The sequence below is a fragment of the Mycobacterium sp. HM-7 genome, assembly GCF_053852335.1.
Genome location: NZ_CM132657.1, coordinates 85,902 through 106,029, shown reverse-complemented (window position 1 = coordinate 106,029; position 20,128 = coordinate 85,902). Strand labels below are relative to the sequence as shown.

The 20,128-nt window shown below is 68.0% G+C and carries 18 protein-coding genes; 6 read left to right on the top strand and 12 right to left on the bottom strand.

Translation table 11 applies throughout. The features are described 5' to 3' along the window. Positions 1-244 precede the first annotated feature (244 nt). The gene (locus tag ACWW1C_RS00490; RefSeq protein WP_455981600.1) at positions 245-1,777 is read left to right on the top strand and encodes a Re/Si-specific NAD(P)(+) transhydrogenase subunit alpha; all 1,533 of its coding nucleotides are present in this window, start codon (positions 245-247) and stop codon (positions 1,775-1,777) included. A gap of 34 nt (positions 1,778-1,811) precedes the next feature. Continuing rightward, positions 1,812-3,242, top strand: a complete 1,431-nt coding sequence (gene pntB, locus ACWW1C_RS00485) for a Re/Si-specific NAD(P)(+) transhydrogenase subunit beta (RefSeq protein WP_455981599.1) — start codon at positions 1,812-1,814, stop codon at positions 3,240-3,242. Positions 3,243-3,411: 169 nt separating this feature from the next. Here pntB and ACWW1C_RS00480 read toward each other — a convergent pair whose 3' ends face one another. The 3 genes from ACWW1C_RS00480 to ACWW1C_RS00470 are packed head-to-tail and all read right to left on the bottom strand — an operon-like array spanning position 3,412 to position 6,178. Next, positions 3,412-4,308, bottom strand: a complete 897-nt coding sequence (locus ACWW1C_RS00480) for an alpha/beta fold hydrolase (protein ID WP_455981598.1) — start codon at positions 4,306-4,308, stop codon at positions 3,412-3,414. A 9-nt stretch (positions 4,309-4,317) separates the two neighbouring features. Beyond that, the gene (locus tag ACWW1C_RS00475) at positions 4,318-5,535 is read right to left on the bottom strand and encodes a sensor histidine kinase (protein ID WP_455981597.1); all 1,218 of its coding nucleotides are present in this window, start codon (positions 5,533-5,535) and stop codon (positions 4,318-4,320) included. Position 5,536: 1 nt separating this feature from the next. Then, positions 5,537-6,178 (bottom strand): response regulator, encoded by a 642-nt coding sequence (locus tag ACWW1C_RS00470; protein ID WP_455981596.1) that lies wholly within the window; start codon positions 6,176-6,178, stop codon positions 5,537-5,539. Positions 6,179-6,384: 206 nt separating this feature from the next. Here ACWW1C_RS00470 and ACWW1C_RS00465 point away from each other — a divergent pair, with 206 nt between their 5' ends. The 3 genes from ACWW1C_RS00465 (at position 6,385) to ACWW1C_RS00455 (ending at position 8,796) form a co-directional block, all read left to right on the top strand. Then, positions 6,385-6,624 (top strand): hypothetical protein, encoded by a 240-nt coding sequence (locus ACWW1C_RS00465; RefSeq protein ID WP_455981595.1) that lies wholly within the window; start codon positions 6,385-6,387, stop codon positions 6,622-6,624. A 136-nt stretch (positions 6,625-6,760) separates the two neighbouring features. Further along, positions 6,761-7,987 carry an acyl-CoA dehydrogenase family protein gene (locus ACWW1C_RS00460; RefSeq protein WP_455984492.1) on the top strand — a complete coding sequence of 409 codons (1,227 nt, stop codon included), beginning with the start codon at positions 6,761-6,763 and terminating at the stop codon, positions 7,985-7,987. Continuing rightward, positions 7,987-8,796 (top strand): tyrosine-protein phosphatase, encoded by an 810-nt coding sequence (locus tag ACWW1C_RS00455; RefSeq protein WP_455981594.1) that lies wholly within the window; start codon positions 7,987-7,989, stop codon positions 8,794-8,796. Before ACWW1C_RS00460 ends, ACWW1C_RS00455 begins: the two co-directional genes overlap by 1 nt. Here the strand turns inward: ACWW1C_RS00455 and ACWW1C_RS00450 are convergent. The 7 genes from ACWW1C_RS00450 to ACWW1C_RS00420 form a co-directional block, all read right to left on the bottom strand. Further along, positions 8,793-9,344, bottom strand: a complete 552-nt coding sequence (locus ACWW1C_RS00450; protein ID WP_455981593.1) for a YceI family protein — start codon at positions 9,342-9,344, stop codon at positions 8,793-8,795. The genes ACWW1C_RS00455 and ACWW1C_RS00450 overlap by 4 nt on opposite strands. Next, positions 9,341-9,826, bottom strand: a complete 486-nt coding sequence (locus ACWW1C_RS00445) for a DUF456 domain-containing protein (RefSeq protein ID WP_455981592.1) — start codon at positions 9,824-9,826, stop codon at positions 9,341-9,343. The genes ACWW1C_RS00450 and ACWW1C_RS00445 overlap by 4 nt, the downstream gene beginning before the upstream one ends. Next, positions 9,826-10,797 (bottom strand): NADPH:quinone oxidoreductase family protein, encoded by a 972-nt coding sequence (locus tag ACWW1C_RS00440; protein ID WP_455981591.1) that lies wholly within the window; start codon positions 10,795-10,797, stop codon positions 9,826-9,828. Before ACWW1C_RS00440 ends, ACWW1C_RS00445 begins: the two co-directional genes overlap by 1 nt. A gap of 3 nt (positions 10,798-10,800) precedes the next feature. After that, entirely contained in the window at positions 10,801-11,664 is an 864-nt protein-coding gene (locus ACWW1C_RS00435) for an SDR family oxidoreductase (protein WP_455981590.1), read from the bottom strand. A 113-nt stretch (positions 11,665-11,777) separates the two neighbouring features. Continuing rightward, positions 11,778-13,172: an aldehyde dehydrogenase family protein gene (locus ACWW1C_RS00430; RefSeq protein ID WP_455981589.1), complete on the bottom strand. Its 1,395-nt coding sequence runs from the start codon at positions 13,170-13,172 to the stop codon at positions 11,778-11,780. An 80-nt stretch (positions 13,173-13,252) separates the two neighbouring features. Next, a complete protein-coding gene (locus tag ACWW1C_RS00425; protein ID WP_455981588.1) occupies positions 13,253-14,185 on the bottom strand; it encodes an SAM-dependent methyltransferase in 933 nt (310 codons plus the stop codon). A gap of 27 nt (positions 14,186-14,212) precedes the next feature. Continuing rightward, positions 14,213-14,848 (bottom strand): TetR/AcrR family transcriptional regulator, encoded by a 636-nt coding sequence (locus tag ACWW1C_RS00420; protein WP_455981587.1) that lies wholly within the window; start codon positions 14,846-14,848, stop codon positions 14,213-14,215. Positions 14,849-15,093: 245 nt separating this feature from the next. Here ACWW1C_RS00420 and ACWW1C_RS00415 point away from each other — a divergent pair, with 245 nt between their 5' ends. Beyond that, positions 15,094-17,280 carry an FUSC family protein gene (locus ACWW1C_RS00415; protein WP_455981586.1) on the top strand — a complete coding sequence of 729 codons (2,187 nt, stop codon included), beginning with the start codon at positions 15,094-15,096 and terminating at the stop codon, positions 17,278-17,280. On the opposite strand, the gene ACWW1C_RS00410 is transcribed toward ACWW1C_RS00415, so the two are convergent. Together ACWW1C_RS00410 and ptsP are read right to left on the bottom strand one after the other, a co-directional pair. Beyond that, positions 17,281-18,255, bottom strand: coding sequence for a pirin family protein (locus ACWW1C_RS00410; RefSeq protein WP_455981585.1), 975 nt, complete (start codon positions 18,253-18,255; stop codon positions 17,281-17,283). Positions 18,256-18,319: 64 nt separating this feature from the next. Further along, positions 18,320-20,059 (bottom strand): phosphoenolpyruvate--protein phosphotransferase, encoded by a 1,740-nt coding sequence (gene ptsP, locus ACWW1C_RS00405; protein WP_455981584.1) that lies wholly within the window; start codon positions 20,057-20,059, stop codon positions 18,320-18,322. Between the last annotated feature and the right edge of the window lie 69 nt (positions 20,060-20,128).

Below are 20,128 nucleotides of genomic sequence, written 5' to 3'. Positions count from 1 at the left end.
GAGAATTTCACCCCACCGACCGGTGTGTTGGCGCGCAGCGTCCCACCGGTCGGAATCTGTGTACCCAAATCCCTGCCGATGACGTAGACATATCCGGGCAATACCGGCAGCGGACTTTTGGTCGCGTTATGAGCGACTGCTAATTTATAAGCGATTGCTAACTGGTATAGGGGGCAAGAGCACCATCCGGACGTGGATGGGGGAGACTCTTGCAAGCAAACCAACACAGATCGGATCGGATTCGATGATCATCGGGATTCCCCGCGAGTCTCTGGCTGGTGAGACACGGGTTGCCGCCACTCCTGCAACTGTCGGGCAGCTGCTCAAGCTGGGCTATTCGGTAGTGGTTGAGTCCGGCGCCGGCGACTTGTCCAGTTTCTCCGACGCCGCCTATGTAGAGGCCGGGGCCGACATCGGCTCCGCCGCGCAGGCACTGTCCGCCGACATCGTTTTGAAGGTCAACGCCCCTGACGACGGCGAGATCGCCGCCCTCAAGGACGGCGCCACGCTGGTCTCGCTGATCTCCCCCGGGCTCAAGCCCGAACTGGTCGACAAGCTCGCGACCCGCCCGATCACCGTGCTGGCCATGGACGCGGTGCCGCGCATCTCGCGCGCCCAGTCCCTGGACGTGCTGTCCTCGATGGCCAACATCGCCGGCTACCGCGCCGTCGTCGAAGCCGCGCACGCGTTCGGCCGGTTCTTCACCGGCCAGGTCACCGCCGCCGGCAAGGTCCCCCCCGCCAAGGTCCTCGTCGTCGGTGCCGGTGTGGCCGGTCTGGCCGCGATCGGTGCCGCCGGCTCGCTCGGTGCCGTCGTGCGGGCCACCGACCCGCGCCCCGAGGTCGCCGACCAGGTCGCCTCCCTCGGCGGCGAGTACGTGTCCGTCGACCCCAACGCCGGCGAGGTCTCGGCCACCGGCTACGCCAAGGAAATGGGCGACGACTACAAGGCCCGCGAAGCCGCGCTCTACGCCGAACTGGCCCAAGACGTCGACATCATCATCACCACCGCGCTGATCCCGGGCCGCCCGGCGCCGCGGATCATCACCGCGGACATGGTCGCCGCGATGAAGGCCGGCTCGGTGATCGTCGACATGGCCGCAGCCAACGGCGGCAACGTCGAAGGCACCGTCAAGGACCAGGCCATCGTCACCGACAACGGTGTGACGATCATCGGCTACACCGACCTGGCCGGCCGCCTGCCCGCCCAGGCCTCCCAGCTGTACGGCACCAACCTGGTCAACCTGCTCAAGCTGCTGACCCCGGAGAAGGACGGCCAGGTCGTCCTGAACTTCGACGACGTGGTGCAGCGCGGCGTGACCGTCGTGCGCGACGGCGAGATCACCTGGCCCCCACCGCCGGTCCAGGTCTCCGCCGCCCCGGCCGCCCAGCCCGCCGCCGCCCCGGCGGTGTCCAAGACAAAAGAGCCCATGACCACGGCGCGTCGCCTGGGCATCACCTTCGGTGCCGCGGCCGTGCTCTTCTTGCTGATCGCCGCATCGCCGGCCGCCCTGCAGGTCCACCTGACGGTGTTCGCGCTCGCGATCGTCATCGGCTACTACGTGATCGGGCACGTGCACCACGCCCTGCACACCCCGCTGATGTCGGTGACCAATGCGATCTCCGGAATCATCGTGGTCGGCGCCCTGCTGCAGATCGGCCACGACAACACGCCGATCACCGTCCTGGCCGGCGTCGCGATCCTGCTCGCCAGCATCAACGTCTTCGGTGGCTTCGCGGTGACCCGCCGCATGCTGGCCATGTTCTCCCGCAGCTAGAGCCTGCTGACCCAGAAAACTTTGGAACGGATTCATGTTCAACGCAGAAACCATCACCAATATCGCCAACGCCGCTTATGTGGTGGCGGCGCTGTTGTTCATCCTCGCTCTGGCCGGGCTCTCCAAGCACGAGACCTCCAAGGCCGGTAACGCCTTCGGCATGGCAGGCATGGGGGTGGCGCTCATCGCCACCATCGTCCTGGCCATCAACCACAAGATCGAGCCCCTGGGCCTGGCGCTGCTGATCGGCGCCATGGCCGTCGGCGCCGCGATCGGCCTGTGGCGCGCCAAGGTCGTCGAGATGACCGGCATGCCCGAGCTCATCGCGCTGCTGCATTCGTTCGTCGGTCTGGCCGCCGTGCTGGTCGGCTGGAGCGGCTACCTGCACGCCGAGTACGACCCGAACAGCCAGGGCGCACTCGAGCTCGCCAAGGAAGGCATGCTCGGCATCCACTCCGCCGAGGTCTTCATCGGCGTCTTCATCGGTGCCGTGACCTTCACCGGTTCGATCGTCGCCAACCTGAAGCTGTCGGCCAAGATCAAGTCCGCGCCGCTGATGCTGCCGGGCAAGAACTTCCTGAACGTCGGCTCGCTGGTGCTGTTCGTCGCGCTGACCGTGTGGTTCTGCATCTCGCCGAACCTGTGGCTGCTGGTCGGCGTCACCGTCCTGGCCCTGCTGCTGGGCTGGCACCTGGTCGCCTCCATCGGCGGCGGCGACATGCCCGTCGTGGTGTCGATGCTCAACAGCTACTCCGGTTGGGCCGCGGCCGCCTCGGGCTTCCTGCTGTCCAACGACCTGCTGATCATCACCGGCGCGCTCGTCGGCTCCTCCGGTGCCTACCTGTCCTACATCATGTGCAAGGCGATGAACCGGTCGTTCATCTCCGTCATCGCCGGCGGCTTCGGCATCGAGGCCGGCCCCGCCGAGGACAAGGACTACGGCGAGCACCGCGAGATCACCGCCGAAGGCGCCGCCGAAATGCTCGCCTCGGCCAGCTCGGTCATCATCACCCCCGGCTACGGCATGGCCGTCGCCCAGGCCCAGTACGGCGTCGCCGACCTGACCCGCAAGCTGCGCGACAAGGGCGTCACCGTCCGCTTCGGTATCCACCCCGTCGCCGGCCGCCTGCCCGGCCACATGAACGTGCTGCTCGCCGAAGCCAAGGTGCCCTACGACATCGTGCTGGAAATGGACGAGATCAACGACGACTTCGACGACACCGACGTCGTGCTCGTCATCGGCGCCAACGACACCGTCAACCCCGCCGCCTCCGAGGACCCGGGCAGCCCGATCGCCGGCATGCCGGTGCTCACGGTGTGGAACGCCAACAACGTCATCGTGTTCAAGCGCTCCATGGCCTCCGGCTACGCGGGCGTGCAGAACCCACTGTTCTTCCGCGACAACAGCCAGATGCTGTTCGGCGACGCCCGCGACCGCGTCAACGACATCCTCGCCGCGCTGTAGCAACCCGGTACACGTAAAAGCCTCCAATCCATTCGGATTGGAGGCTTTTTCGTTGCGGCGCCCAACACAATGTCGGTCTGAGAACGCCGCCACGCAAATAGTGGCACGGCGAAGCCGTCAGCCTGACATTGTGTTTGCGCATCGCGCTCCGCGATGGCCGGCAGCCCCGTCAGCGGACGAAATCGCCTATCGCCGCGAGGAATTGATCCGGCTTCTCGACCATCGGGCTGTGCCCGGAGCCCTCGATGAGGTGCGGCGGTAGGCCGGCGGCGGTGTAGCGCGCGACGTTCGACGCCGTCGGGGTGAGGACATCCTTGTCACCCCACAGCACCAGCACCGGCTTCCCCAACCCCTTCAGCGTCTCGGCGACGGGACGGCCCGCGTCCTTGGAATCGCACACGCCCGCGTAATTGAGCTGTTTCAGGGAGCGGTATGCCAACTGCGGGACGGGATAGTCGGCGGCGAACCCGGTCTGCAGCGAGCTCTCACTGATCGCGTCCACATCCCGGAAGCGGTCCAGTGCGGGTCCGATGACGGGCCAGCACAGCATCCTGCCGAGCAGCGGCATGGCGACCAGATCCTCTCCCGCAGGCGTATCGGAAACTGCCACGCGCTCAACCATTTCCGGGTACTTGGCGGCGAACTCGGCAGCCACCTTGCCGCCCATCGAATGCCCCACCAATTCGGCATGCCGGACACCCAGCGCCGCCAGCGCGCGGTGGACGGCCTCGGCCTGACCGTCGGCGTGATACGGCGCCGCATCGGTCGGCGCCTCGGAACCACCGTGGCCGACGAGGTCGACGGCGATCACGCGCTGATGTGCGGCCAGCGCCGGGGCGACCTTCTCCCACCATTCGATGGAGGCCGAATATCCGTGCAGCAGAACGATTGCCCGCTCGCCTGGTGGCCCGTACTCGCGGACATTGAGGTCGGGGCCGTCGAGTTTCAGGACGTGGCCGCCGGCGAAGGGCTCCGCAGCCCGGCTGGTATGCGCGACGACCACGGCGTTCACGGCCAACGCCACCACCGCCGCGACGAGCAGACCCACGAGAATGCGCAGTTTCATGGCGTGACGCTACCGCCGCGACCTGCCTGTCGGCGATCCGTTTTCCGCGCGCTCGGGAGGTGAAGTGACCGTGACGCGGGTGCCGCCGGCGGCTGAGTCGACGAGCATCGAGCCACCCATCGCGTCGAGCCGCGCGAGCAGCGAACCGAGCCCGATGTGTCCGTCGGCCACGTACTGGGCCACGACCGCCGGGTCGAACCCGACACCGTCGTCCGACACGCTCAGGACGACACGATCACCGATACGGCCCAACCGCACCGACACCGCCGTCGCCCGCGCATGCTTGCCGATATTGGTCAGGAGCTCGCGGGCCGCCCGGTACAGCAGCTGCTGCGAATCGGGCTTACCCACTTCTTCGAGGTCGGCCCGCACCACGATCCGGCTTCGAGACTCGAACTGCCGCAACAGCTCCCGCACCGCCGGCGTCAAGCCGAGCTGGGCGAGCACTTGCGGATGCAGCTCGGTGACCGTCGAGCGCAGCGCTGTCGCAGTGTCTTCCAAGGCTGCGTAGACCGCGTCGAGTTCCGGCCCCGGCGTCCGCTCCCGGACCTCGTCGAGCTGCAGACGGGCCGCCAGCAGAGTCTGCAGCGGGCCGTCGTGCAGCCCTTCGGCAACGTCGCGGTTGTGCCGCTCGTCGGACAGCATGGCCTCGGACACCAGCTGACGGCGCATGTCCTGCAGGGCCAGCACGCGCCCCTGCCGACGCACCAACACGAAGCACAACACCGTGGTGGCCACCGCCAGCCACACGAGGAACCCGAAGTGCGTGTAGACCATGTTCGGCAGGCCCATGCGGTCGTCGTGCTTGGAGTAGAAGATCCACACCGCCAGGTAGCCCGTGGCCGTCAGGGTGCCGATCGCCGCGGTCATCAGCGGACGGTCCTGGAACGCCACCGAGATCGGCAGCAGGAAGAAGACGGGCAACAGGGCCGCGGTCGCGCCGCCCGACACCAGGCACAGTGCCAGGATCACCACGAGGTCGATGCCGGTGGACGCCCAGTCCGCCCAGCGCGGCACGGGTCCGCGCAGCACTGCCACCAGCCAGATCACCGCGGCGACCGCGTACAGCCCCAGGATCACCGCATACAGCTCGGGCAACCAATGGTCGACCTCCCAGAACCACACCAGGACGCCGATCAACGCGGTCAGCGGAAGCCGCAGCCCGGCCGAAATCCGCACCGGTTCAGCGGCCAGGTACTCCCCGATCCGGCTGAGTGTCGGACTCACGTCAGTCCAGTAGCTTCCGACGCATCGCCTCGGCCACCGCCGCCGCGCGGTCACCGACCCCGAGCTTCTCGTAGAGCCGCTGCACATGGGTCTTGACCGTCGACGGCGCCAGGTACAGCTCCTTGGCCATGGCGGGGATGGTCGCGCCCTTGGCGATCATCTGCAGCACCTCCCGCTCGCGCGGACTCAGCGCCGGGGCGTCCGGCTCGGCCCGACGACGGATCTCACCAGCGAGCCCCGCGGCCAGGCTGGGCGCGACGACGTCGCGGCCCTTCGCGCATTCCAAGATCGCGTTGACGAGCTCGCTGCGCGTCGACTCTTTCGGCAGGAAGCCGGCCGCGCCGTCCTGCAGCGCGCGGTACACGATCTCCGCCTCGTCATGCGCGGAGAGCAGCAACACGCGCGTCGGCAGGCCGTCTCGTTGCACCGCCGCCGCGACTTCGGCACCGTCCATACCGGGCATGCGGTAGTCCAGCAGCGCGACCTGGGGTGAGTGCGTCCGGATCGCCTCCAAAGCCGAAGTCCCGTCGTCGGCTTCGGCCAGCACCTCGATGACCCCACTCGCCGTCAGCGCGCGGACGACACCGTCGCGAAACATCGGGTGGTCGTCGCCCACCACCACGCGAACCCGTTCGTCGGTCATGCCGTCAGCGTCGCACGGCGACGGGCGAAAAGTAACTCCGATCGCAAATTGACGGCCCCGTGTCCCCCGATCAGCGGACACCCAAATCCACCGGCGGACCAGCCGATCACCGGACAGACATCCGACGCCCGGGACGGCACTCTTGAGTCATCACCGGAACACCCCGGAGCAATACGTCAAAAGCAAACTGACACAGGAGAATTCACATGAGCACCACCGCCCGTACCTTCGGTTTCTCGATCATCGCCGCCGGCGTTCTGGGTGGCTCGGCACTCGGCCTGGCCGGCGCCGCCGGCGCCACCACCCTCGGACCCGACGTCCGTCCGCCGGCCGTGGTCGCCACCCCGTCCATCACCGCCCCGCCGGCGGGGACTCCGCTGCCCGGCGTGCTGTGGCACCACGGCATCTACCGGGTGGCCACCCTGTTGCCCGGCCAGGTCCGCTGACCGCCCGCAAGCCCGGATTCCCTCCCCGAAGTCGTCGCGGGGAGGGAATCCGTCTTTGCGCGTCCAGACCTCGCGCCGACGACCGCCCGTCACATCGTTAGACAAGTGGCATATCGTGGCTGGCATGGACTTCGCGTTGTCGGCAAAAGCGCAGGATTACCAGCACAGGCTCACCGAGTTCATGACCGAGCTCGTGCTGCCGGCCGAGGCCTCCTATCACGCCTATCGCGAGGAGAAGGGGCCCAAAGACCACACGGTGCCGCCGGTGGTCGGGGAGCTCAAGATCGAGGCCCGCAAGCGCGGCCTGTGGAACCTGTTCCTGCCGTCGGAATCTGGGCTGACCAATCTGGAATACGCCCCGCTGGCCGAGATTTCCGGCTGGAGCATGGAAATCGCCCCCGAGGCCATCAACTGCGCCGCCCCCGACACCGGCAACATGGAGACCCTGCACCTGTTCGCCAATGAGCAGCAGAGCAAGCAGTGGCTGGAACCCTTGCTCAACGGTGACATCCGGAGCGCGTTCGCGATGACCGAGCCCGCCGTGGCCTCGTCGGATGCCCGCAACATCGAGACGACGATGCTGCGCGACGGTGGCGACTACGTCATCAACGGCCGCAAGTGGTGGATCACCGGCGCCGCCGATCCGCGCTGCAAGCTCCTGATCGTCATGGGCCGCACCAATCCCGACGCCGCCTCCCATGCCCAGCAGTCGATGATCCTGGTGCCCGCCGATACGCCGGGCGTGGACATCCAGCGGTCGCTGCCGGTGTTCGGCTGGCAGGACCAGCACGGGCATTGCGAGATCGTCTTCGACAACGTGCGCGTGCCGGCCGAGAACCTGCTGCACGAAGAGGGTTCGGGCTTCGCCATCGCCCAGGCCCGGTTGGGGCCGGGCCGCATCCACCACTGCATGCGCGCGCTCGGCGCCGCCGAACGTGCCCTGGCCCTGATGATCGACCGGGTACAGACGCGCGTGGCGTTCGGCAAGCCGCTCGCCGAGCAGGGCGTGGTGCGTGAGTCGATTGCCAAGTCGCGCAACCAGATCGACCAGGCCCGGCTGCTCTGCGAGAAGGCCGCCTGGACGATCGACCAGCAGGGCAACAAGGCCGCGCATGTGCTGGTTTCGCAGATCAAGTCGGTGGCCCCGCAGGTCGCGTGCGATGTGATCGACCGCGCCATCCAGGTGCACGGCGCGGCCGGTATCTGCGACGACGTGCCGCTGGCCCGGCTGTACGCCTGGCACCGGGCGATGCGGTTGTTCGACGGACCCGACGAGGTGCACATGCGCACCATCGCGCGCGCCGAACTGGGCCGCGAGAAGTCGGCATTGGCGGCCGCGTGTACCGAGTCCGGGGGCCACTGATGCGGTCCACTGGCTTGGAACTCGCCGGTGCCTGGAATTTCCGCGACGTCGCCGAGGAATCGGGCATCGCCCCTGGCCGGCTCTTCCGCTCCAGCGAGCTGAGTGGATTGGCCGAAGACGGCCGTAAAGCACTGCAGCGCTACGGCATCAGCGATGTCGCGGACCTCCGGTCGCTGCGCGAGGTGGAACGTCGTGGTCCGGGTCAAGTGCCCGACGGCGTCGCGATCCACCTGCTGCCGTTCCACGAACTGGCCGCCGCCGGGACCGACGGGGCCGAAGCGCCGCATGAGAACGCCTTCGAAAAGATGATGACGGAGAAGCCCGACGACGAGGACGTCGCGGTGGCCGCCGGTCGCTTCATGGTCGAGGAGTACCGCCGCTTCCCCGCCCTGCCGGGTGCGCATCTTGCGATACGCCAGGTCATTTCGATGCTGGCCGATTCCCGGCCGGTGATCGCGCATTGCTTCGCGGGCAAGGACCGCACCGGGTTCACCGTGGCGACGGTGCTCGGCGCCGTCGGCATCGAGCGCGACGCGATCCTGACCGATTTCCTGCGCAGCAACGACGCGGTGCCGCAGCTGCGCGAGGGCATCCTGGAGACCATCCGCACCCGGGCCGGCCAGACGGCCGAGGTCGTCACGTTCGCCGAGGCCCGATTGACCGAAGAGGTGCTGGGGGTCCGCGAGGAGTACCTGGACACCGCTCTCAGCGTCGTCGATGCCGAATACGGTTCACTGACGAATTACCTTGCTGCCATTGGTGTCACCGATGACCAGCTGACGCGGTTGCGGAGCGTGCTGCGGGGCTAGGGCCGGTCTGCCCGTGGCGCGGTGAGCGTCACCCGCACCTCATCGGCCACCTTCATCGCACCCATCAGCATCGAATACTGCTTGATGCGATGGTCGCTGTGCCGTACCACCGCCTCACCGGTGATCCGCAGGTCTGCGCCGTCCCGCACCACGTGGACAACGACGGTCTGCTCGCGGCTCTGGCCGCTGAGGTCGAGGATCCCGGTGAACCGCCACGAGTCGTCGTTCCACTCGACCGATGACGCACGGAACGTCGCCCGTGGAAAGCGCTTGGCCTGCAGCATTTTCAGGGCATTGGTGCGGACCAACGACTTCTCCGCGCCGGACAATGGCGTCATCCCGCCCTCGCCCGTCAGCACCTCCAGCGAGTCCAGGTCGACGGTCACCTCGATTGCCTCGGGTTCGTCTCCGTCCACGTCCACGGTCGCCTGCCATGAGCGCACCGCGATGGTCAACCGGTGTCCCATCCGGGCTGCGGTGCCGGTGACGCCGGTGTGCAGAAGCAGCTCACCGGCCGATGCGTCGAGAGTCCGTTTCTCTGCGGTCAACTACCGACCACCAATCCCGTCACCCACGCGACGGTCGCCAGCAGCGCGGCCGTCAGCTCTACTCCCATCGCCAGGGCGACGCCCTTCAGCGCATGTTTGGTTGACACCCAGGCTCGGCCCTTGTCGCGCAGCGCCGAGTACTCGGACAGGTAGACCCCCAGCACGAATCCGAGGGCCAGCCCCAGCACCGGGATCACGAAAAATCCGATGACACCGAGAATTCCGCCGATGATCAGGCTGCGCGTGGCCACATCGGCCTGCCGCATCCGGCGTACCGGCCAGACGTACTTGATCACCTCACCGGCCACGAACAACGCCGCCGCGACGCCGAGCACCACCCACGAGGTCGCGGTGTGGACGGCCACCGCCCACACCGCGATCGCGAGGAACACCACCAAGCCACCGGGTAGCACCGGGACCACGATGCCGACCAGGCCTATCGCGATGAACAGCGCAACCAGCACCGTGCCCAAGGTATTCACTAGGGCTCCAGGACTGCCTTGCCGTGAATCTTCCCGTCCGCCAATGCCTGCAGAGCTTCGGCACCAGAGGCCAGCGGGAACCGCACCGGCGCCGGCGGGCGCAGTCCGGTCTCGACCAGCTTGGCCAGGCCGGCGCCGATCTCTGCGGCCGAACCGGGCACCTGCCGGATGAACTCGCCGTAGCCGACGCCCATCACGCTGACGTTCCGCAGCAGCAGCCGGTTGACCTTGACCGACGGGATACCTTGTCCGGCAGCGAAACCCAGCACCAGCAGTCGGCCCTCGGGCGCCAGCACCCGGATCGCGTCGTCGAACGCGTCGCCGCCGACCGGGTCGACCACCAGGTCCACTCCCCGACCGTCGGTCGCCGCCAGCGCGGCGTCACGCCACCCGTCGGCCAGAGGCAGCACCACGTCGGCACCGACCGAGGCCACGAAGTCCATCGCCTCGGCGCGGTGCACCATGGCAACCACCTTGGCGCCCATGGCCTTTGCGATCTGAATGGCCGCCACCCCGATGCCGCCGGCGGAGCCGAGCACCAGCACCGTCTCCCCCGCCAGCAACCGGCCGCGGCGGGCCAGCGCGAAATACATCGTGTAGTAGTTGCCCAGCAGGCAGACCGCCTCGGCGTCGTCCAGGGCCGCGGGCGTCGGGATCACCGAATCCGGCAGCGCCAGCGCGCGCTCGGCATAGCCGCCCATCATGGTGAACGCCGAGACGCGCTGCCCGGCAACGAAACCTGAACTCTCCGGCGCGGACCGGACGGTACCGGCCACCTCCATGCCCGGGGTGAATCCCGGCGGCAACTTCAGTTGGTATTCGCCGCGGATCAGCAGCAGATCGGGAAAGCAGACGCCGGCCGCACCGACATCGATGACCACCGCATTCCCCGAAGGGTCTGCGGCGTCATCGATATCGGTGTAGGACAGCCCGGACGGGCCGGTAAGCGTCTGCGCGACAAGCGCTTTCACCTATCAGCCGAGCGCGAACGAAGCAGCCTTGGCGGCGGACAAGTCGGTGATCTCGCCCCACTTGGCGGCGACGTCGTCCACCGACGGCACGTCACCGAAGGTGATGCCCTCGTTCTGGAACAGCGCGGTGCGCTGCACCTTGCCACCGCCGACGATGAAGATCGAATCGGTGTCGGGCAGTTCCTCGGTCATCAGGTAGGCCACCACCGGGGCGACGTACTCCGGCGACAGCTTCGCGAACACCTCCGGCGGCACGATGTCCTGCGTCATGCGGGTCGCGGCGATCGGCGCGATGGCATTCAGCTTGATGTTGTACTTGGCGCCCTCCTGGGCCAGCGTGTTGATCAAACCGACCAGACCGAGCTTGGCCGCGCCATAGTTGGCCTGGCCGAAGTTGCCGAACAGACCGCTGGTGGAGGTGGCAACCACGACCCGGCCGAAGCTCTGCTCGCGGAAGTGCGGCCACGCGGCGCGGATCACGTTGTATCCGCCGTACAGGTGCACCTTGAGCACGATGTCCCACTGCTCGGTGGTCATCTTGTGGAAGGTGCCGTCACGCAGGATGCCCGCGTTGGACACGACGCCGTCGATCTTGCCGAATGCCTCGAGGGCGGTCTTGACGATGTTCTCGCCACCCTCGGGCTCGGCGACGCTGTCGTAGTTGGCGACGGCACGGCCACCGGCGGCCTTGATCTCGTCGACGACCTGGTCGGCCATGTTGTGGCCGGCACCGGTGCCGTCACGGGCGCCGCCGAGGTCGTTGACCACGACGCAGGCGCCTTCGCGCGCCAGCGTCAGCGCGTATTCACGACCCAGGCCGCCACCGGCACCGGTGACGACAATGACGCGATCCTGCACTCCAGGCATGGGTTTCCTCTCATGGAAGGGCGATGAGACGGCTCACCGAGATGGGCCACCCCTTGTGTATACGGCGACCGATCGGCCGCCGCGTCGTCGGGTACGGGCTAACGTCGAACGGCCTAGAAGAACTTGCGCGCGATCTTCCACGCCTTGTCGGTGTACGGCGGGTAGATGAGCTTGCCCAGATCGGGCCGGGTCGGCTTGGTCATCACCGATTTCGCGTGGCTGAACTCCAGGAAGCCGTACCGACCGTGATAGGCACCCATGCCGGACGGTCCGACACCGCCGAACGGCAAGCGGGTCGTCGATACCTGGAAGATCAGGTGGTTGACCAGCATGCCGCCGGCCGGGACCTCACGGATGAACCGCTCGCGGACAGCCTTGGCCTTGGTGAACAAGTAGGCGGCCAGCGGCTTGGGCCGGGCGTTGACGAACGCGATGGCGTGGTCCAGCGAATCGACGGTGATCACCGGCAGGATGGGCCCGAAGATCTCCTCGGTCATCACCGGTGCGTCCAGCGGCGGGTCGACCACCACGGTCGGCTGCATGGTGAGCCGCGCCGGGTTCGTGCCACCACCGGTGACGACGTCGCCGCCGGTACCGAGGTAGCTGCTGAGCCGGTTGAACTGCCGCTCGCTGACGATCGGCAGGCCGTCGACGTCGTCGGCGGTGAAGGCCACGATGGCGTCGCGGATCTTGCTGACCAGCTCGTCGCGAATGGGCTTCTCGGCCACCACATAGTCCGGCGCTACACAGATCTGGCCCGAGTTGACCACCTTGGCGAAGGCGATGCGTTTCGCGGCGACGTCGATGTCGGCGTCGGCCGCGACGATCACGGGGCTCTTGCCGCCAAGTTCCAGCGTGACCGGCGTCAGGTGCTGTGCGGCGGCGGCCATGATCTTCTTGCCGATCTCGGTGCCGCCGGTGAACATGATGCGGTCGAGGCCCTGTGCGATCAGTTCCTGGCTGACCATGCCGTCGCCTTCCACCACCGCGAAGGCCGAGTTGTCCAGGTACTTCTCGACCAGCTCGACCATCAGTCGTGACGAGGCGGGTGCGAACTCAGATGGCTTGAGCACCACGGTGTTTCCCGCGGCGATCGCGCCGACTAGCGGGCCGAGCGTGAGGTAGAACGGGAAGTTCCAGGCGCCGATGATCAACACTGTGCCGTAGGGCTCGTACTCGACCCAGCCGCGGCCGGGCAGCTGCGAGCGCTCCAGCAGGCGGTAGCGACGTTTCGCCCACTTGTGCAGGTTCTTGGCGGCGTCCTTGGCCTCGGCGATGGTGCCGACGCTGTCGGCGAGCCACGCCTCGAAGGGCTTGCGGCCGAGGTCGGCCTCCAGCGCCTTGGCGATGGCCGTCTCGTTCTCTTCCATGGCCTGGGCCAGCGCGAGCAGCTGACGCTTGCGCCACTGCAGGTCACGCGTGCGCCCAGTCGCGAAGGTCTTGCGAAGACCGGCTACGACAGCCGGGATGTCAGTGGTCGCAGTAGGTGCGACGGATGGGGTGGTCATGGCGATGTCCTTACGTGAGCCAGGCAACATCGAAATCCTAGTCAACCAGCCGGTTGGTTCGGAAGGGTCGACCCCGAGTATCAGTCTTTGCCGGCGGTCACGAACGTGGAAAACGCCTTGTCGTCGGCGGTATCGACCTGCACCCAGCGATTCAGCCGGCGCATCTCCTCCTGCGAGGTGACCGAGGTGGACGACCAACCGTGGGAGTCGAGCCAGGCGGCCACGTCGGCGCGATCGGGGTCCTCGTACATCAAATCCTGCACATTCATGACCTGCCCCATGCCGAACTGGCCGGCGAGCTTGTCGAATCGGTCCCGCATCCGCTGGCGACGTTCGGCGGCGTGCTCGCCAACCGTCTCGACCGAGATGCGACTACCCGATGCACTGAGGGCGGTGATGTTCTCGAAAAGGCGGTCCTGCGCGTCGGCCGGCAGGTACATCAGCAGTCCTTCCGCCAACCAGGCCGTCGGTGCCGAATCATCAAATCCCGTGTCCCGCAACGCTTTCGGCCAGTCATTGCGCAAGTCGATCGGCAGCTGGTGCAGTGCCGCAGCCGGCGTCGCACCGTGCGCCTTCAAGGTCTGGTCCTTGTACTCGAGCACCTTCGGCTGATCGATCTCGAAGACCGTCGTACCCGCGGGCCAGTCCAATCGATAGGCCCGGGAATCCAGCCCTGACGCCAGGATCACCATCTGACGGATACCGGCCGCAGCGGCATCGGCGAAGTACGCGTCGAAGAAATGGGTGCGCACCGCCTGGTAGTTGCCCATGTGCTCGAGTACCGCCGCGACCTCGGGATCGGCGCCGGCCATCCGGTTGTTGAAGTCGGCGTCGAGGATCGTCTCCCACACGCCCGTTCCGGCGCCGGCGACCAGGATCTTCGCGAACGGATCGCGGATCAACGCGTCGTCCCGCTCGGTTTCACCGGCCCGCGCGGCGGCCACCATCACCGCCGTCGCACCGACGCTGCTAGCGATATCCCAGGTGTCGTCGTCGGAGCGCTCGCTGCCCATGTACCAGATGTACCAGCTGCCGCCGGTCTATTCGGTGACCTGCCACAACTTGTTGGCGAGCAATAGCTCGAGCCGCTCGATGACGGCGGTCAGCTCCTGATAACTGCCCACATATCCGGCGTAGAAGCCCATCCCCCACATCACCGCGATGAGCATCTCCACCACCGTGGACACCTCGGTGTCGACCGCCAGTTCACCGCGTTCGATGGCGTCGGTGACGGCCCAGGTGACGAAGTCACGGGAGGCCACGAGCGCATCGTGCTCCTCTTGGCGCAATTCGGGATGTCGTTGCGCCTCGAGGATCGAGGTCACCAGAAACGCCGCGGCGGACCGGTCCTCGGAGTCGGCCTGGATGGCGGCGATGAAAAAGGACGACAGGCGCCGGATGAAGGTGGTCTCTTCCTCGGCCCGGCGACGGCCCGCAGCGACGACCATGGCGTTGGTCTGATCAAGGACCTCGCCGTACAGCACCCGCTTGTTCGCGAAGTAATGATTGATCGCTGGACGCGTCAGATCCGCGCGGATCGCAATCGCTTGGAATGTTGCTGCGTCGTAACCAAGTTCACTGAAAACCTCGCGTGCAGCACGCAGGATGCGCTCACGGGTTTCGGCCGCCTTCGCCGCGGGAGGGCGACCCGGGCCTCGGGTGGCGATGTACGGCATCGTCAAATTGTGCCACAGATCTCGGCCCGGCCCTGCTCGTATGCGAAGCACGACCGCTGAAATTGCTTCTTCCAGCAAACTTGCAGTTCTGTCAACAACCGGTCACCGCACAGCGCGCGGTTCCCGGCGGCCGCCCGGTCCCGATCGGTAGCCCGGCCAGGAACGACCCCGGGGCTGTCGGCGGCCGGGAGAGACCCGGCCCACAGGCGTGTTGTTGCCGGGGCATGGCGGCGTCAGCCAAATTAATGTTGGGCGCCATGGTGGGCGTGGTGTCGCGAGAGTCGCCGGCGGTGAGCTGGCAGCAGCTGCGCACCCGGCTGCGGGACAAGGATCCCGAATACGACGCCCTGCGGCGCGCCACGCGCGCGGGTCTGGTGCTGCCGGTCGTCGCCGTCGCCGGATTGGCGGCCGGTACCGCCGTCGGCAGTACCTCGCAGACGACCATGTTCGCGATCTTCGGCGCGGTCGCGCTGCTGGTGGTGGTGGATTTCCCCGGTAACCGGCCGGCGCGGGCCCTGGCGTACGCCGGGCTCGGCTTCAACGGCGCGGTCCTGATCACGCTGGGCACGCTGCTGTCCCCGCATCCCTGGTTGGCGGTGCCGACGATGTTCGCCGTCGGGCTGCTGGTGACGTTCTCCGGCGTGCTCAGCGAGATCATCGCCGCGGGTCAGCGGTCCACCTTAATGACGTTCGTGCTGCCGGTGTGCACGCCGGCCGGCCCGGTGCCCGATCGACTGCTCGGCTGGGCGGTGGCCTGGACCATCGCCGTGCCGGCCGCGTTGTTCCTGTTGCCACCCACCCATCACGACGACCTGCGCAAGCACGCGGCGCAGGTGTGCCGACTGCTGGCGGCCCGCCTGGAGGGGTCGGCGACGGCGCAGGAACTCTCCGATGCGATGGAGGTCCTCAATGACAACTTCCTGGGCGCCGACTTCCGCCCGGTCGGTCTGACCGCCGGCAGTCGTGCCCTGGTCCGCGTGGTCGACGATCTGCGCTGGCTGTGCGACCGCGCCACCGATGCCACCGGCCCCCTGCTGGCGGAGACGCGGGCGCCCGCCATTCGGGTACTGAACGACTGCGCCCGAGTGCTCAGCACGCCGCGGGCCGAGGGCCGCGATCGGTACCGTGCCGATCTGGCCGAGGCGCTCACCGCGCACCGGGCCGCGACTCGCGGGCGCTACCGCGAGGACATCGAGCTGATCCAGGGCGAGCCCGACGACCTGGTGGCCGTCGCGACGGGACGAAAACTGCTGCGGCTGCGCACTTTCTCGGCATGCATCGGGGCGACCGGCCGCGTCATCGGACTGGCCGCCGACGCCGATGCCCGCCCGGTCTGGGCCCGCGTCCTGGGACGACGGCTGCCCGTGGCCGGAAACCTCGACCGGGTGCTGTCCGAATCCCAGGCCGTGTCCGCCATCCCGTCGGGGTTCGTCGCGACCCGGGCCGTCGTGGTGCAGAACAGCCTGCGCACCGGCATCGGGTTGGCCGTGGCGGTCGCCGTCGTTCATCTCTTTCCCCTGCAACACGGATTCTGGATCGCGATGGCGTCCCTGTCCGTGCTGCGCAGCAGTGCGCTCACCACCGGTACGCGCGTGGTCCGCGCGGTCGGCGGCACCGCGATCGGCTTCCTCCTCGGCACCGTGGTGATCCACCTGATCGGCGCGAACCCGGTCCTGTTGTGGCTGGTGCTGCCGACCGTGGCGTTCGGTTCGGCGTATGTGCCCGATGTGTTTTCGTTCGTCGCAGGCCAGGCGATGTTCACGATGCTGGTGCTCACCATCTACAACCTCATCAGTCCGGCCGGCTGGCGCGTCGGGCTGATCCGGCTCGAGAACGTCCTCGTCGGCGCCGCGGTGGGCGTCGTGGTGTCGCTGCTGTTGTGGCCGCGCGGCTCGGCGGCGGTCGTCCAGCGCACGCTGGAGGCGGCTCGCACCGCAGGCACGCGGTATCTGACCGCGGCCGTGCGGCGGGTGACCCGCGGCGCGTCGGAGGCCGCCACCGACCGGGTGCACGCCCTGAGCTTCGACGCCCTCACGGCCTCACGGACCGTGGATGATGCTGTGCGCCACTTCCTTTCGGAGAGCAGCGGAGCCACGGAGTTGCGGGCACCGGTGGTCCGGGCGGCCAATCAGACGGTGCGGTTGCGGGCGGCGGCCGACCTCATCGCTGACGTCGTGCCGCCGCCCCTGGCTCCGTACCGGGCCGCCCGCGAGGTCCTGGAAGCGCACACCGCCTCGATCTGCGCCCGCATCGCGGGCACCGAAGACCCCCGTGCCGCGGAGCGCACACCCATCAGCGACGACTTCGTACTCGCCCTGCGCGCCGAGACCGGCGGCGGAACGTTATCGGTCGAAGCGGCGCTGCCTCTGGTGACCGTCGCCGCCAGCCTCGGCGAGCTGGAACTGCTCTATCCGGACGCGGCACCCGCGTGATCAGCGCCCGGGCCGGTGTGGCTTCAACGCGTCCGGCGGAATGGCGCCGAACTTCCCGGACTGGAAATCCTCGAACGCCTCGATGAGCTCCGACTTGGAGTTCATCACGAACGGGCCGTAGTGGAAGACCGGTTCCCGGATGGGCTGACCGCCGAGCAACAGCACCTCGAGCGCGGGCCGGTTGGAGTCCTGACCCTCGTCAGCGGCGACGGCGATCCGGTCCCCCGGCCCGAGCACCGCGAGCTGACCCTGGTGGATCGGGTGGCCGACCGGTCCGACAGTGCCGCGTCCGGAGAGGATGTAGACGAGCGCGTTGAACTTGCGGTTCCACGGCAGGTCGAGTCGAGCTCCGGGCGCAATTGTGGCGTGCGCCATGGTGATTGGCGTGTGTGTACCGCCGGGCCCCTTCGCATCACCGATCTCGCCGGCGATGACGCGAACCAGCGCGCCGCCGTCATCGGACGACAGCAAGGTCACGTCGGTGCCCTCGATGGCCTGGTACCTGGGGGCGGCGAACTTGTCCTTCTTGGGCAGGTTCACCCACAGCTGCAGGCCGTGGAACAGTCCACCGCTCTCGACCAACTCGGCCGGCGGTGTCTCGATGTGCAGGATGCCCGAGCCGGCGGTCATCCACTGTGTGGCGCCGTCGGTGATCAGGCCGCCGCCACCGTGTGAATCCTGGTGCGCGAAGCGGCCGTCGATCATGTAGGTCACCGTCTCGAACCCGCGGTGCGGGTGCCAGTCGGTGCCCTTCGGTTCACCGGGCTCGTACTCGACCTCACCCATCTGGTCCAGGTGGACGAACGGATCGAGGTCGGCCGGGCCGACCCCGGCGAAGGCACGGACCACCGGGAAACCCTCGCCCTCGTAACCACGGGGGCCGGTGGTGATGGACCGCACCGGGCGTTCTGTGTCGCTCGGCGCAGCGGGAGCAATACGCGGCAAGCTGATCGTGTCAGCGGTGATAGCAGGCATGTCACCAATAACCGGACTGCGGTCCGATTAATTCCGGGTGCTACGGACGGCGGATATCCGCTGGTCAGCGCGTCGCCAGCGCAGCGAGCGCCACAGTGCGCGCATCCGCCGACGACTCCGCCGCCAGCGCCGCATCGGCCGCCGCCCGGCACTGATCCAGCGTGACCCCGGCCAGCGCGGCACCGACGGCGCGCACCGCGGCGGCCGCCGACGACAGCGACGTCACGCCCAACCCGACGAGCACGCACGCCAGCGCCGGATCAGCCGCGGCCTCCCCGCACACCCCGACGGGCTTGCCCTGCGCCTCACCCGCCTTGGCGGCCGCATGCACCAGCGCCAGCACCGCCGGCTGCCACGGGTCGCTCAGCGTGGCGAGGTCGGCCGACATCCGGTCCGCCGCCATCGTGTACTGCGTCAGATCGTTGGTCCCGATCGACAGGAAGTCGACGTGCCGCAGTATCCGGTCGGCCAACAACGCCGCGGCGGGCACCTCGATCATCACACCGGGCGTCAGGCCGAAGGACCGCACCTGCGCCGCAAAGGCTTTCGCTTCCGCCGGCGTCGCGATCATCGGGGCCATCACCCACGGCCGCTGGCCGGTCGCCGCGGCCGCATCCGCGATCGCCTGGAGCTGACGGGTCAACAGGTCCGGATTGCCCTGGGCGATGCGGATACCGCGAACCCCGAGCGCCGGGTTCGCCTCGTCGGCATGCCCGGCGAAGCGCAGCGGCTTGTCCGAACCCGCATCGAGGGTGCGCACCACCACTTTCCGGTCGGGAAACGCGGCCAGCACCTCGCCGTAGATCTCGGCCTGCTCGGCGACACTCGGTTCGAGATCCCGGTTCAGAAAGCACAACTCGGTCCGGAACAGGCCGATCCCCTCCGCCGGCGTGCCGGCTGCGGCCTGCGCGGCGGCGCCGTCCTGCACGTTGGCCAGCACCGCGACGCGATGTCCGTCCGCCGTGACACCCGGGCCACGCCAGCTCTCGGCGAGGTCGGCGTCGTGGCGCGCCTGCGCGACGGCCGCGGCGGCCACGGTCGCGTCGGGCTCGACGGTCACGGTCCCGTGCGTACCGTCCACCAGGACCATCGCGCCCGATCGCACCTTCTCGAGACCGGACACGGCCACGACGCACGGAATTCCCAGTTGGCGGGCGATGATCGCGGTGTGGCTGGTCGGCCCACCCAGGCTGGTCACCAGTGCCACGACCAGGTTGGGGTCCAGCCCGGCGGTGTCCGCAGGTGCCAGATCCTCGGCACACAGCACCGACGGCACATCCGGCACAGGCACCCCCGGCTCGGGAAGGCCACGTAGATCCGCGATCACCCGATCCCGAATATCCCTGAGATCAGCGACCCGCTCGGCCATGAGTCCGCCCATGCGGGTGAACATCTCGACAAACTGGTCTGCCGTCGCGACGACCGCGCGCACCGCGGTCATACCGTCGGCGATGCGCTTGTCGGTGGCCGCCGCCCAGGCCCGGTCCTGCGCGAGTGTGGCAGTCGTCGCGAGCACCTCCGCAGCCGCTCCCGTCGCCCGCGCGGCCCGGCCGCGAAGCCGGTCCGCAACCGCCAACGAGGCCGCCGCGAAGCGCTCCCGCTCCCCCGGCCGTTCCGGCTCTGCCAGCTCAGCGGCGGTGTCGTCAGTCTCGGGCGCGGGCCGGGCACCCGGCCACAGCACCGGCGCGTACCGCACGCCGCCGACGGCAGGGACCCCGTGCAGCACCACAGGTGCACCGCTGGGCGAACGATCGGTTTCCACGTCGGCTGCCAATGGCGACGGGCTCACAGATGTCTGGCTCATGTGATGTAGATTACTCCGAACCGTTGACAAGTCAACATATCCAAGCGTAAAACAAACAATACAAAGATC